The 14,109-nt window shown below is 75.4% G+C and carries 8 protein-coding genes; 3 read left to right on the top strand and 5 right to left on the bottom strand.

Going from position 1 to position 14,109, the window contains the following annotated elements:
* Nucleotides 1–2 precede the first annotated feature (2 nt).
* The 3 genes from ACIQGZ_RS18295 to ACIQGZ_RS18285 form a co-directional block, all read right to left on the bottom strand.
* On the bottom strand, nt 3–1,349 hold the full coding sequence (locus tag ACIQGZ_RS18295; RefSeq protein ID WP_402602931.1) for an ABC transporter substrate-binding protein: 1,347 nt from the start codon (nt 1,347–1,349) through the stop codon (nt 3–5).
* A 148-nt stretch (nt 1,350–1,497) separates the two neighbouring features.
* On the bottom strand, nt 1,498–2,700 hold the full coding sequence (locus tag ACIQGZ_RS18290) for an ROK family protein (protein ID WP_402602930.1): 1,203 nt from the start codon (nt 2,698–2,700) through the stop codon (nt 1,498–1,500).
* A gap of 711 nt (nt 2,701–3,411) precedes the next feature.
* Nucleotides 3,412–4,599 carry a mechanosensitive ion channel family protein gene (locus tag ACIQGZ_RS18285; protein ID WP_402602929.1) on the bottom strand — a complete coding sequence of 396 codons (1,188 nt, stop codon included), beginning with the start codon at nt 4,597–4,599 and terminating at the stop codon, nt 3,412–3,414.
* Nucleotides 4,600–4,960: 361 nt separating this feature from the next.
* Here ACIQGZ_RS18285 and ACIQGZ_RS18280 point away from each other — a divergent pair, with 361 nt between their 5' ends.
* Entirely contained in the window at nt 4,961–5,596 is a 636-nt protein-coding gene (locus ACIQGZ_RS18280; protein ID WP_402602927.1) for an HNH endonuclease, read from the top strand.
* A 109-nt stretch (nt 5,597–5,705) separates the two neighbouring features.
* On the opposite strand, the gene ACIQGZ_RS18275 is transcribed toward ACIQGZ_RS18280, so the two are convergent.
* Nucleotides 5,706–9,809 carry a beta-N-acetylglucosaminidase domain-containing protein gene (locus ACIQGZ_RS18275; RefSeq protein WP_402602926.1) on the bottom strand — a complete coding sequence of 1,368 codons (4,104 nt, stop codon included), beginning with the start codon at nt 9,807–9,809 and terminating at the stop codon, nt 5,706–5,708.
* 388 nt (nt 9,810–10,197) lie between these two features.
* On the opposite strand from ACIQGZ_RS18275, the gene malQ reads away from it, so the two are divergent.
* Both malQ and ACIQGZ_RS18265 read left to right on the top strand, forming a co-directional pair.
* Complete coding sequence (gene malQ, locus ACIQGZ_RS18270) at nt 10,198–12,390, top strand: 4-alpha-glucanotransferase (RefSeq protein WP_402602925.1); 2,193 nt, start codon at nt 10,198–10,200, stop codon at nt 12,388–12,390.
* Nucleotides 12,391–12,498: 108 nt separating this feature from the next.
* Nucleotides 12,499–12,732 carry a hypothetical protein gene (locus ACIQGZ_RS18265; RefSeq protein WP_402602923.1) on the top strand — a complete coding sequence of 78 codons (234 nt, stop codon included), beginning with the start codon at nt 12,499–12,501 and terminating at the stop codon, nt 12,730–12,732.
* A 277-nt stretch (nt 12,733–13,009) separates the two neighbouring features.
* Here the strand turns inward: ACIQGZ_RS18265 and ACIQGZ_RS18260 are convergent, their stop codons facing one another.
* Nucleotides 13,010–14,032: an asparaginase gene (locus tag ACIQGZ_RS18260; RefSeq protein WP_402602922.1), complete on the bottom strand. Its 1,023-nt coding sequence runs from the start codon at nt 14,030–14,032 to the stop codon at nt 13,010–13,012.
* Nucleotides 14,033–14,109 lie beyond the last annotated feature (77 nt).

The following is a 14,109-nucleotide window of genomic DNA, read 5'->3' as shown; positions in this document are numbered from 1 at the left end:
GGTCACTTGGCCTGGTCGATGGCGGCGTCGATCTCCTTGTCGACGCCGGCCAGGCCCGCCTTCAGGTCGGAGACCTTGCCGGCTTCGTAGGCGTAGCCGAAGTTCTGCAGGCTCACCTGGTAGGCGCCGCCGTTGATGCTCGCCGGGGTGGTGCTGGAGTCGGCGTTGCCGGCGATGTCCAGGAAGGTCCTGAAGTTCGGGTCGGAGTCGACCTTGGGCGACCGCAGCGCCGCGAAGGTGCTGGGCACGTTGTGGATGGCGTTGGCGAAGCCCACCACCGCGTCGGTGTCGGTGGTCAGGTACTTCACCAGCTCCCAGGCGGCGTTCTGCTTGGTGCTGGTGTGGGCGATGCCGATGATGGTGCCGGTCTGGTAGCCGCGGCCGTAGCTGCTCGCCAGGTCGTCCGGCACCGGGAAGGGCGCGGTGCCCCAGTCGAACTTCACACCGTCGGCCTGGAGGTTGGCGATCCGCCACTCGCCGTCGATCGCCATCGCGACCTGGCCGGTCTCGAACGGGTTCTTCTCCGAGAACTCCTCACCGAAGCCGCTCCGGTACTTCTCCAGCTTCTTGAAGCCGCCGAGGTCGGACACCAGCTTCTGCTGCCACTGGAACATGGCGGTGACCTTGGGGTCGTTCGCCAGGTTGGACTTGCCGGCGGAGTCGAAGTAGGTGGCGCCCCACTGGCCCAGGAAGTGGGTCGGGGTGGACTCGTAGCCGTGGAAGTCCGGCATGAAGCCCAGTCGGCTGTAGCCGTCGCCGGAGGTCTTGGTCAGCTTCTTGGCGTCCTCGGCGAACTCGGAGAGCGTCTTCGGCGGGGCGGTGATGCCGGCCGCCTTGAAGGCGTCCTTGTTGTAGTACAGCCCGTAGGCGTCGGCCAGCAGCGGCAGTGCGCAGCGGGTGCCGTTGAACTGGGTGTACTGGGCCATCGCGGCCGGGAAGGTCTTGGCGACGTCGATCCCGGACTTGGCGAGGAACGGCCCCAGGTCCGACCAGACGCCGGAGGAGCAGAACTTGCCGACGTTGTCGGTGGTGAAGGAGGACACCACGTCGGGGGCGTCGGAGCCGCCGGCCCGCAGCGCCTGGTTGATCTTGTCGTCGGTGACGTTCTTGACCACATTGACGTGGATGTTGGGGTGGGCCTTCTCGAAGGCGGCGATGTTGTCGTTGATCGCCTTCACCTCGTTCGCCTGGCTCCAGCCGTGCCAGAAGGTGAGGGTGACGTCCTTGGAGGCGTCGTCGTTCGCGCTGCCCTCGCTGCTCCCGGTGCACGCCCCGGCGAGCAGGGCCAGCGAGGCGGTGCAGGCGAGGGCGGCGGCGGTTCTGCGCGCTCGGCGCGTGGTCGTGGTCACGGGGGTGTCCTCCTGGAGGGCGTGGCGGGCGACGGTGCCCGGCCGCGTGAGGGAAGGGGAAGAAGAACCGTGGACTGCTGAGCTGCTGAGCTGCTGGATCGCTGGGCTGCCGGGTCGGCGGGGTTGCCGGGTCGGCGGGGTTGCCGGGTCAGTGGGTGGTGAAGGCCGCCTCGCGGGCGGTGGCCAGCGCGCTCTGCAGCGCGCCATGGACGACCGGTGATCCTTCGAGGGCGCTCACCCGCAGCCGTGGCCGGGGTACGGCCAGCCCGGTCAGCTCCTCCTGTACGAGGGCGCGCAGCCGTTCGCCGCCGGCCCGGGGCACATCGCCGGAGAGCACCACCAGCTCCGGGTCGATCACCGCGACGATCGCGGCCAGCCCGGTGGCGAGCCGGTGCGCCAGCTCGGTGAGGACGGCGTCGCCCGTCGGCGCGGTCAGCGCCCGGGTGACGGCCTCCTCGGCGCTGCGGGCACTGATCCCGTGCTCCCGGGCCAGCGCCACCACGGCCGGTGCCCCGGCCAGTTCCTGGAAGCCGCCGGAGTTCTCCCGGCGGACGTTGCGGATCAGCGGTGCGCCGGGCAGCGGCATGTAGCCGACCTCCCCCGCCCCGCCGGTGAAGCCCCGGTGCAGCCGGCCGGCGATCACGATCGCGGCTCCGATGCCCTCGGCCGCCCACAGCAGCACGAAGTCCTCGCAGCCCCGGGCCTCGCCCAGCGCCTGCTCCGCGACGGCGGCCAGATTGACGTCGTTCTCGAAGGCCACCGGGCAGCCGAGCTCCGCCGCCAGGTCGGCCAGCAGCCGGGGGGAGTGCCACCCGGTCAGGTGCGGCGCGTACCGCAGCCGGCCGGTGAGTGGGTCGATGGCCCCCGGCGCGCCGATCACGGTCTGCGCCAGCTGCCCGCGCTCCAGCCCGGCCTTGCGGACCGCCTCGTCCACTGCGGCGGTCACCCGGGCGACGGTGCCCGCCGCGGCCTGGCGCCCCGGGGTGGGCAGCCGGTGCTCCCCGACCACCCGGCCGGTGATGTCCGCCACGGCGACCCTGATCCGGGCCGGGGTGACGTCCAGCCCGGCGACATGGGCGGCGGTCCGGTTCAGCTCGTACAGCTGGGCGTTGGGGCCCGGACCGCCGGCGGTGGTACCGACCGGCACCACCAGCCCGGCGGCCTCCAACCGGGCCAGCAACTGGGAGGCGGTGGGCTTGGACAGACCGGTGAGGGTGCCGATCTGCGTCCGGGAGAGGGGGCCGCGCTCCAGCAGCAGGTGCAGTGCGGCGCGGTCGTTGATGGCGCGCAGCAGGCTGGGGGTGCCGGCGATCGGGGTGGCCGATGCGGGGTTGCCGCCGGTGCCGGTCACTCGCCACCTCCTGGGCTGGACGCTGAACTGTTAGGAAACTTTCCTATCGGTGGCAGGAAGGTAGGACCGCCCCGTCGGCGGTGTCAATGGCCGTCGGCGGGGTGGATGCCGAAGCGTTACCGGGTGGACGAGTGACCGGATGGCAACGCTCGGTAAAAGTGTGCTGCGAGTCACACGCACTGACACTCCGTCACGGTGTACGCGCGACGGGCGGCGAAAATAGCGGGGAGCGGCCATTTGCGAACGCATTCGCCACTACCCAACGTCATGGATTCTTCAGGATTGAACATATGGACCGGAAGGCCGGTTTGACGGGCGATGGCCATCAGTGAAGGATCTCAGTCGTGCCGCACACGGAGCAGTCCGCAGCGGTGCGAGGGGTGCGGACGGTCGTACGGGAATGCCCTTGGAGGCGCCCGATTGCGTGTATCACCGGGCAGTTTCCGGCCTGCCCGGCGATGGCGTGAAATAACGGCAGACCGTATATCCGGGAACCGGCGCGGCGGAACCCGGGAAAGGGGTGGATACGGCTGTCGCCGCCCGCCCGCACTCCGGCCGGTCGCGGCGGGGCCTGCTCCAGGCCCGCCGGCGACCGGCGCGGTGCCGGCCGGGGGGCCGGCCGGCACCGCAGCCTCTCCGCCCGGGTGGGGTGGACAGCAGACGGCCCCGGCACCCTCACGGGCGCCGGGGCCGTCCCACGTCCCGGGGCGGTCAGCCCTTGCCGAGGTCGCGGCCCGCGCCCGACCCCGAGCCGCTGCGCGGCTGCGGCGCCACCGGCGCGGCGGTGTCCAGCGGCCGCGCCGCCAGCGACTGCGGGGAGTCCGGGTCGGCCAGCGCCGACGGCGGCGCCGCCTCGGCCCCCGGCGCCGCAGCGGGCGCCGCAGGACCGTCGGACGCCGGCCCGGACTGGTGCTGGAGCGTGATCCCGGCCTCGTCGAAGGCCGTCTTCAGCCGGGCCCGCAGCGTCCGGGTGTAGCTCCCCGCCTTCCCCGGCATGGTGCGGGCCGCCACCCGCAGCACCACCGAGTCGGCCGCCACCGACTCCACGCCGAGCACCTGGGCCGGCTCCCAGAGCAGCTCGTCCCAGGGCGCGGACTTGGCCAGGTCCTCCGCCGTCGCCAGGATGACCGTCTGCACCCGGTCCAGGTCCTCCCGGTAGCCGACCTGCACATCCAGCGTGGCGGTGGACCAGCCCTGGCTCATGTTGGCGATCCGCTTGACCTCGCCGTTGCGGACGTACCAGATCTCGCCGTCCGCGCCGCGCAGCTTGGTCACCCGCAGCCCCACCTCCAGCACCGTGCCGCTGGCCACCCCCGCGTCGATCTCGTCGCCGACGCCGTACTGGTCCTCCAGGATCATGAAGACGCCGGAGAGGAAGTCGGTGACCAGGTTGCGGGCGCCGAAGCCGATCGCCACCCCGGCCACCCCGGCGCTGGCCAGCAGCGGCGCCAGATTGACCCCCAGCGCGGAGAGCACCATCAGCGCGGCGGTGCCCAGGATCACAAACGACGACACGCTGCGCAGCACCGACCCGATGGCCTCCGAGCGCTGCCGCCGCCGCTCGGCGTTGACCAGCAGCCCGCCCAGCCGCCCGGTGATCGCGGCGGACTCCTCGGTGGACCGGGTCATCCGGCTGATCAGCTGGGTGATCAGCTTGCGCAGCACCGCCCGCAGCACCAGGGCCAGCAGCACCACGAAGACGATCCGGACCCCGCCCGCGACCCAGTCCTGCCAGTTCTGGTCCACCCAGCTGGCCGCCTGGTTGGCGCTCTGCTGGACCTCGGTGAGGCTGGTCGGGGTGTTGCCGAGCAGGCCGCCGCCGGGGGTGGCGCCGGGGGAGGGGGACGGCGACGGGCCGGCGCCCGCAGCGAGGAGGCCGGTGGTACCGGACCAGGTCACGGCGAGAACCCTTCGGTTCGGGGGTGGTACAACGCATCACCCTACCGGCGTACCGATTCCGCTCCCCGTCCCCCCACCGGGGCGCTCGGCCGCCGCCCGTACGCCGGGCCGGTACCCCGCGCGCCCCCGGTGGCGGGGACAGTGCGCCACCGGCCGGTGGCACTGGGCGACCGGGTGAAGTGAATCAAGGCGCCGCGCTGGGCATATCCGTTGTGGGAGAACACACACCCGGTCCGTTACACGGGATTGGTGGCGCCGTGTGGAGGCATACGGCGACACTGAGGGGAGATCGCGTAGCGATACGCGACCACCCGCTCGTCCCGGCGCGAGCCACGCGCCGTAGGCGTACAAGGAGGCATCCGTGCCGCATGTCCTCGTCCTCAACGCGTCGTACGAGCCACTCGGCGTCGTATCGATGCGCCGCGCACTCATCCTGGTCCTCAACAACAAGGCGGTCAGCCTGGAGGACTCCGGGATCACCATGCACAGCGCCACCAGCGTCGTCACGGCGCCGTCAGTCGTCCGTCTGACCCGCTTCGTGCGAGTCCCCTTTCGCGGCCCCGTGCCGCTCACCCGGCGGGCGCTGTTCGCCCGCGACAACGGCCGCTGCGTCTACTGCGGCGCCGCGGCCACCAGCGTCGACCACGTCGTGCCGCGCAGCCGCGGCGGCCAGCACCGCTGGGACAACGTGGTCGCCGCCTGCCGCCACTGCAACCACGTCAAAAGCGACCGCCACCTCTCCGAACTCGGCTGGCGGATGAAGCGACCACCCGCGCCACCCACGGGGCTCGCCTGGCGCATCATCGGCACCGGGCACCGGGACCCGAGGTGGCGTCCCTATCTGGAACCGTACGGCGGCCGGGAGCAGCTCGGAGAGTCGGACCACACCGACCACATCGGGCACCACGGCCAGCCGCCCGTCCCCCTCGACCGCTCCCCCCAGGGGCGGACCCTCCACGACCGCCGCGGACAGCCCGCACAGCAGCTCTCCGCCTGACCCCGCTGCCGGGTCGCTCGGCCGGTACGAGCACCGGCACGGCATGCCTCATGGGCCGGCGGCGCCTCCGCGAAGGACGCGCCGCCGGCCCGCCGCATGTCCGGCGCCGCTACGGCAGCGGGCCGTCCTCCACCGGCGGCTCGGAGCCCTCCGGCGCGGGGGGCGCCGCGGGAGGGGAGGCGAACGGCGAGTCGGTGGGGTCGGCCGGCGGGACGACCGGCGGGTCCGCCGGGCCGACGGGGTCGACCGGGGGCGTGGCCACCGGCGGGGTGGTCACCGGGACGGGCGGCGTGGTCGGGGTCTGGGACCCGGTGACCGCGTACGCCTCGATCCGGGAGAGCGAGTAGCCGAACCGGTTGGCCGCCAGCACCCCCTGGACGCGCAGATAGCGGGCCCCGGGGGCGTCGAAGCGGACCGTCTCGGTGCCGCCGTGCCCGTCCGCCACCGCCGCCGCCGTGGTCCAGATGACACCGTCGGCCGAGGTCTCGATCCGGTAGGCGACCGCATAGGCGTTCTGCCAGCTCAGCACGGCGTCGCTCTGCCAGTGCAGCACCACCTGGCCCAGCCGGGCCGGCTGCGGCAGCTCCAGCTGCACCCAGGAGTCGTCGCCGCCCGAGGAGGACCAGCGGGTGTCCGGGTCACCGTCGGTGACCGCGCTCGCCGGGTGGCTGCTGCCGCTGTCACCCGAGGAGCCGGCGACGGCGCCGAGCGCCAGGTCGGGGCCGGAGGTCGGCGGGACCACCCGGACGTCCAGCTCCTGCTGCACCGTACGGCCGCCGGAGGTGAAGGAGACCGGCACCCGATACTCCCCGGTCGGGGTGTCGGCGGCGGCCGAGACCCGCAGCGGCGCGGCGAGCCGGCCGCCCCGGGGCACCGTCAGGTCGCCGGGCGCGGAGACCCTCAGCCCCTTGGCCTCCTTGGGCACGTGCACGGCCAGCCGGCCGGCCGCCGCCCCCGCCCGGGTCGCCTCCAGGACGGCGTCGACCGTGGCCGGCCGGTCCTCGCCCGCGACCACGTCCAGCGTCGCGGGGGAGACCTCCAGCCGGGCGACCGGGGTGTCCGCGTACCAGGGGACGATCTCGTTGACGACCGGCGCCGTGGCGCCGCCCGCCCAGGTCAGCCGGATCGCGTCCGCGTCCCGGCCGCCGGCGGGCAGCTCGGTGTAGCCCGGCCGCAGCTCGCCCAGCCGGACCCAGTCACCGTCGGCCCGCCGCACCTGCACCACCGCGCGGGCCGGCACGGACGGGTCGGTGAGCACCGACACCCGGTCCAGCGGCCGCAGCGCCCCCAGGTCCACGGTGAGCTGCTGGTCGGTGCCGTCGGCCGGGGCCGGAGCGGCGCGGAAGGCGGTGTCCGGGTCGCCGTCCACCGCCGCCTCGGCGGAGGAGCCGGCGGCGGCGGGCGGACCGGCGCTGACCGTCGGCCGCTCCGTCCCCGGGGCGGTCACGGTGAACTCCCGGACCGAGACCGTCGTCTCCTGCGTCTCGGTGGCGCGCAGCCGCACATAGCGGGCGACCGTGCCGGCCGGCAGCGCGGCGGAGACCGTCCGCTGGTCACCGACCTCGGTGACCCGGTGCCAGCCGCCGGAGCCGGTGGAGTACTCCAGCACGGCGTGGCGCAGATAGCCGTCGTCCACCGCCTCGGCGGTGTCCGCGCCGACCGGCGCCGCGTCCCGGGCGCCCATCCGCACCTCGATCCGGCCGATCGGCTGGTCGGAGCCCAGGTCGACGCCGACCGAGTCGTCCCGCTGCGGCGGGGCGTCGCTCCAGAAGAAGGTGCCCGGGTCGCCGTCCGTCATCAGCGCCGCGCCATGGCCGGGCTCCGGGCCCATGGTGGTGGTCGCCCGCGCGCCGCTGCCGCTGACCCCGGACCAGCTGTCCGCCGTCTTCAGCACCCGCTTCAGGAACGGGTCGAGCACGCCGTCACCGATCGTGGCCGAGCCGTGCCCGATCTCCGCCATCACGCCGCGCAGCGTCAACCGCGCCTGCCAGGCGCCCGCGCCGTCCCCGGCGCGCTGCGCCAGCAGCATCGCCACGGCCGAGCGCCCTGCCCTGCCGTACCGGGCGAGCTGGTCCAGCCACGGCCCGGCCTCGGCGGCCAGCGCGCCGTCCGCCACCGACCGCAGCGCCTGCGGCGCCTGCTCCATCGCGCCGAAGGCCGAACTCAGCGCGGCGGCCGCCTGCTTCAGCCGCTGCTCGTCGGCGGCCGCGCCGCCGCTCGGCGCGACGGTCGGCTCCAGCGCCGCCCAGAAGCGGTGCAGCAGCGGCTGGAGGTAGCCGGACTCCTCCTCGGACAGCGGGGAGGAGGAGCTGTTTCCGGCCAGCGTCTGCAGTGCGCCGCCCGCCGCCGTGTCCGTGTCGCCGGCCAGCGCCCGCAGTGCGCCGCGCCAGGAGTCCTGCGGCTGGTAGCCGGCGGGGTTCCAGGCGTAGTCGGCGGCGGTGAACAGGGCGATCCGGGAGGCGACCGGCTGCTCCATCGCGTTGACCAGCAGGGCGGCCGAGCCGGTGGCCACCCCAGCCTCGCGCCCGGTGTACGGGCCCAGGTAGAGCCGGTCCTCGGACCAGTCGTTGACCGGGTAGTTGTCCATGGTGACCAGCCGGTGGGCGAGCACCGCCTCGGTGTCCCGCAGCTGGTCGGCGCTGATCTTCGCCGGCACCACCCCGACGCCCGTCCACACCACCTGCACCGCCCCGGGCAGCGCCTTGGCCAGCGCCTCCCGGTACGGCGTGGCGCCGTCCTGGTGGTACTCGGTCGGCAGCACCGAGAGCGGCGCCAGGCCCTGCCCGGCGTGCCGGGCCGCGAAGCGGTCCAGCACCTTGCCGACCAGCTCGCCCTGCGCTCGGGCCGCCGCCTGCGGCCCGGTGCCGTAGGTGCTGCGGTCGCCGTCGCAGTGCCACTCGTCGTACGACACGTCCTGGAACTGCAGCTGGAAGGAGCGGAAGCCCAGCTTCCACAGCGACTCCAGCTTGGCGACCAGCGCCGCCGCGTCCTGCTCCGAGCTGTAGCAGAGCGACTGGCCCGGGGCCAGCGCATAGCCGAGCACCACGTGGTTGCGGGCGGCGCGGTCGGCCAGCGCCCGCAGCTGGGCCTGCTGGCCCTCCGGGTACGGCTCGCGCCACTGGGACTGCCGGTACGGGTCGTCACCGGGCGCGTAGAGGTAGCTGTTCTGCTTGGTACGGCCCAGGAAGTCCAGCTCGGAGAGCCGCTGCTCCGCCGTCCAGGGCTGGCCGTAGAAGCCCTCGACCGTGCCGCGTACGGCGGTCGACGGCCAGTCGCGCACCGACACGCCCGGCAGCCCGCGCCCGGCGGCGGCCGACTGGCCCTGCCCGGCCGGCACCGCCGTGACCAGCTGGCGCAGCGTCTGGGCCGCGTCGAAGGTGCCCTCGGCGTCCACCCCGGCCAGCACCACGGCGCCATAGCTGCCGCCGCCCGGCGCGGGCAGCTGACCGGCTGACAGCACATAGCCGCCGGCCGGCAGCCCGGCCGGGGACGGCGCCTCGGTGTCCGGACGGCCCGCCGCCACCGCCAACTGCCGCAGCAGCCGGTCGGTCTGCCCGTCGGCGCCCTCGGCGAGGCCGCCGACCAGCACGGTGAGGCTCCCGGCGGTCGGCACCGGCGGCTGCCGGACCACGGACACCTCGGTGGCCCCGGCGCCGCGCAGCACCTCGGCCACCGCGTCCAGCGCGCTCCGGTCGGCCGCCGGGGTGGCGACCACGGCCGCCCGGCGCGGCACGGTGACGGCGCGCCCGGCGGCCCGCTGGTCCTGCGGGCGGGGGAAGACGGCGGGGACGGCGACCGTGCTGCGGGTGCCGCTGTGCTCGTCCGCCGTGACGGCGGTCCCGGCGCCGGTGGCGCCACCCGGATTCGCGGCGGCGGGCTGCGCCCCGACGACCAGGCCGCCGACCACGGCGGCGGCGGACAGCGCGGCGGTGGCCCGCAGCGCGGCGCGGCGGCCGCTCTGGCGCTGCGGCGGCCGGGCGGCGCCCTCGGCCCGCTCCCGGCGGACCCGCTCCAGCAGCGGTTCGGTGCCCTTGAAGTCGGCGATCAGCCGGTCGGCGGCCAGCGGGGCGACCCGGCGGGCCGTCCTGGCGGTGGTGCGGCGGGCGGCGAGCGCCGCCGGGTGCTGGAGCGCCTCGCGCAGGGCGGCGCTGCGCTCCATCCGACGGCGGAGCTCGGCCCCTGCCACGGCGGGGACCGAGAGGCGGCTCTGCACGGGTCCTCCTCGCAGCGGGTCGTCCAGGGGGCGCACCGGTCACGGCGGGCCGGGCGGCCCCCGGGGACCACCTGTGCACCGTGCGCGGATTCGGCAAGAGCCCACCACCCGGACGGGCCGAGTGTCAACGCCTCCGACGCCTATGCCCGGTTTGTCGGTCAGGTATCACGCTGATGGGTCCCGGACGACGTGCGACAACGCGTATGACGTACCGTCAGACGGCCTTTTGCCGCAGGTACGCGACCACCGACCGGCCCGCCCGGGTTCACCCGCAGCGGGGAACCCGGGCGGCGGCGGGGCGCGGCGGAGTGCCGGGCGGCGGCGGCCGGGGTAGGGGTCTAACCGTCATCTTTTCCGTACGGCGTCGCCGACCCCGAGGAGCCCGACGTTGGCCGCATCCCTCGACAGTCCCCCCGCGTCCGACGACGGCGCCGCCGACCCCGGCCCGCCACCGCTCCCCGAGGACCTCGCCGAGCTGGCCCGCGTCCACCGGGTGGACACCACCCGCGACACGAGCGGCGGCGCCGTCCCCGTCCCGGGGGAGACCCTGGTGGCGGTGCTCGCCGCCCTCGGCGTGGACGCCGCCACCCCGCGGGCCGTCCGCGCCGCCCTGGAGCAGCACCGCCACCGCGAGGCCGCCCGGCTGCTGCCGCCCTGCGTGGTCGCCAGGACCGGCCGCCCGGTGGCGGTCGCGGTACCGGGCGGCGCCGAGCTCTGGGTCGAGCTGGAGGACGGCGGCGTACGGCAGGTCGCGGCCAGCGCCGGCACCCACGCCCGGGTGCTGCCCGACCTGCCGCTCGGCCGGCACACCCTGCACGCCCGGCTGCCCGACCGGTCCGCCACCGCCCCGCTGATCGTCGCCCCCGCGCGGCTGGCCCCGCTGCCCGGCCGCAGCTGGGGGTTCCTGGTCCAGCTGTACTCGCTGCTCTCCGAGCGCTCCTGGGGAATGGGCGACCTGGCGGACCTCGCGGACCTGGCGCAGTGGTCCGGTCATGCGCTCGGCGCCGGCTTCGCGCAGGTCAACCCGCTGCACGCGGCGCTGCCCGGCGCGCCCTCCGACCCCTCCCCCTACCGGCCGTCCTCGCGGCGCTTCCCCGACCCGGTGCACATCCGGGTGGCGGCCGTCCCCGAGTACGCCTACCTGCCGCCGGACGCCCGGCAGCGGGCCGACGCGCTGGCCGCGCGCGGCGCCGCGCTGCGCGACACCGTGCTGCTGGAGGAGGGCCTGATCGACCGGGACGCGGTCTGGGAGCTCAAACGCCAGGGCCTGCACCTGGTCCACCAGGTCCGCCGCAGCACCGGCCGGGAGGCCGCCTACCGGGCGTTCCTGGCCCGGGAGGGCGCCCGGCTGGAGGACTACGCCACCTGGTGCGCCCTGGCCGAGCAGCACGGCGCCAACTGGCGGGACTGGCCGGCCGAGCTGCGCGACCCCGCCGCCCCGGCGGTCGCCCGCGCCCGCGAACGCCACGCCGACGCCGTGGAGTTCCACCGCTGGCTGTGCTGGGTGGCCGACGACCAGCTGGCCGCCGCCCAGCGTGCCGCCACCGACGCGGGCATGGCGGTCGGCCTGATCCACGACCTGGCCGTCGGCGCCCACCCCGACGGCGCCGACGCCTGGGCCCTCCAGCGCTACCTGGCCGACGGCATCTCGGTCGGCGCCCCGCCGGACGCCTTCAACGCCCACGGCCAGGACTGGGGCCTGCCGCCCTGGCGCCCCGACACCCTCGCGGAGACCGGCTACGCCGCCTTCGCGGACCTGCTGCGCGGCACCCTGCGGCACGCCGGAGCGCTGCGCATCGACCATGTGATGGGCCTCTTCCGGCTCTGGTGGGTCCCCGAGGGCCTGCCGCCCACCCAGGGCACCTACGTCCGCTACGACCACGAGGCGATGCTCGGCGTCCTCGCCCTGGAGGCGCACCGGGCCGGCGCCGCCGTCATCGGGGAGGACCTGGGCACGGTCGAGCCGGGGGTGCGCGAGGAACTGGCCGAGCGCGGCATCCTGGGCACCTCGGTGCTCTGGTTCGAGCGGGACTACGGCCCGGACGGCACCGGCGGCCCGCTGCCCCCCGAGCGGTGGCGCGAGCAGTGCCTGGCCACCCTCACCACCCACGACCTGCCGAGCACCGCCGCCCGGCTCTCCGGCGAACACGTCGAGCTGCGCCACCGGCTCGGACTGCTGGCCCGGCCGCTGGAGGAGGAGCAGGCCGAGGACGAGGCCGAGCGCGAGGAGTGGCTCGGTGAACTCGCCCGGCAGGGGCTGCTGACCGTCCCGCCGTACGGGGAGGGGCCGGCCGCCGACGGCGACCGGCCCGACCCGGGGCCGCACCTGCCGGAGCCGGTCGCCGCCCTGCACCGCTGTCTGCTGCGCACCCCGGCCCGGCTGGTCGGCGTCTGGCTGCCGGACACCCTCGGCGACCCCCGGCCGCAGAACCTCCCCGGCACCTGGGACCAGTACCCCAACTGGCGGCTGCCGGTCGCGGACGCCACCGGGCGGCCCGTCACCCTGGAGGAGCTGGCCGCCGCCCCCCGCACCGCCGAACTGGCCGCGCTGTTCGGCGGACCGGGCGGCCTGCGGGACTGAGCGGCGCGGGGCCGCCGGGGGGCCATCGGGGGGCCATCGGGGTGGCCGGGGACGGTTGGGGCGACCCCGGCGCGCGGAGCCGCCACGGGGGTCGCTACCTTAGGAAACGTGGACAAGAGGAATGCCCTGCGTGCCGGAGCGGTCTCGGCCGTCGCCACGCTGATGCTGCTGATGACGTCGCCCGCCTTCGCCAACATCCGGGACGACGGCGACGACCCGGGCAAGGGGCTGAGCGTCGGGGAGACCGTCGGCCTGTACGTGGTCATCCCGATCGTGGCGTTCCTGGTGATCGCCGGCCTGGTCGCGCTGCCGTCGATCACCGGCAGGAAGAAGAAGTCCTGACCCCGTTGCGGTAGGACCCCCGCAGCCGTACCCCGGAGCACCGCCGGCCCGCCCGGCGGTGCTCCGGCATGCCCGGCCGCTCCCGGATGCCCGGCCGCTCCCGGATGCCCGTGACACCGTCCAGGATGGGAACCGACATCCGGCGAGCCGTCCTTGGCAGAGCGGCGCGGTGCGGGGGCTGGCGCCCGTGGGCCTCGGCGGCGGACCGCCCGGCCACCCCGATGCTCCCGGAAGGCCACCGGCCGGCGCGGGCAGCGCCGGCGTAATGGGTGGCGGCTCAGCCGTCGTGCCCCGGGGGCGGGGTGTCCGCCGGGCCGACGATGTCGCGCAGCAGGGCCGTCCGCTCCTCGGCGCCCTCGGCCGAGAGCAGTGCGGCGAGCACCGCGATCCGGGCCTGGGCGGCCCGCAGCCTGCCGGTGAGGACGCCGCCGGCCGCCGCCAGGTCGACCGCCCCGCCGCCGGTGTACAGCGGCGTGACCGCTCCGGCGGGCACCCGGGTGGTGACGGCCACCAGCACCCCGGCCCGTACCGCCCGAGCCACCGCCTCGGTGAACTCCGGCGTCGCGTTCCCCGCACCCGTACCGACCAGCACCACGCCCTGCGCGCCCGCCGCCACCGCCGCGTCGAAGAGCAGCGGGTCGGCGTCGCAGTGGTGCGCCACGATGTCCACCCGGGGCGCGGCGGCGTCGGCGGCGGGCAGCGGCAGCGGCGCCCGCCGGGGCAGCCGGGGCAGCGGGCCGACCGCGCCGAAGCCGACCTTGCCCAGCGGCGGCCGGCACGGGTCGGCGAAGGCGTCCGGTGCCACGGTGTGCATCTTCACCGTGCCGCGTGCCGCGTGCACCAGCCCGTCGAAGACCACCAGCACCCCGGCGTCCCGCACCCGGGAGGCGGTCAGCAGCGCGTCGTGCAGATTGGCCGCCGCGTCGCTGTCCGGGTCGTCCAGCGGCCGCTGCGCCCCGGTGAGCACCACCGGGCGCGGGTCGCGGTGGTAGAGGTCCAGCAGGAAGGCCGTCTCCTCCAGGGTGTCGGTGCCATGGGTGACCACCACCCCGTCGACCTGCGGGTCGGCCAGCGCCTCGCGTACGGCGTGCACCACCGCCAACTGGTGCCGGGTGGTCAGCCGGGAGCTGTTGACGGTGAACAGGTCCACCACCCGGACGTCGACGCCCTCGGGGAGCGCGGCGGCGGCGAGCACGTCCCGGCCGTGCGCCTCGGCGGCGTAGCCGGTGCCCTGCCACCGGCTGGCGATGGTGCCGCCGGTGCTCACCACGACGACCCTGCGCTGCTCGGTCTTCTCCATATGGGAAGAATATCCGAATTGTTCTGGCATATGGTTGCCAAGACAACCCGTCCGGAGGCCATTCGGTGGCAGGAGGA

The sequence above is a fragment of the Streptomyces sp. NPDC092296 genome, assembly GCF_044755465.1.
Lineage (GTDB): Bacteria > Actinomycetota > Actinomycetes > Streptomycetales > Streptomycetaceae > Peterkaempfera.
Note: the sequence above shows the minus strand (reverse complement) of the source record. Positions and strands in the feature narration are given on the sequence as shown.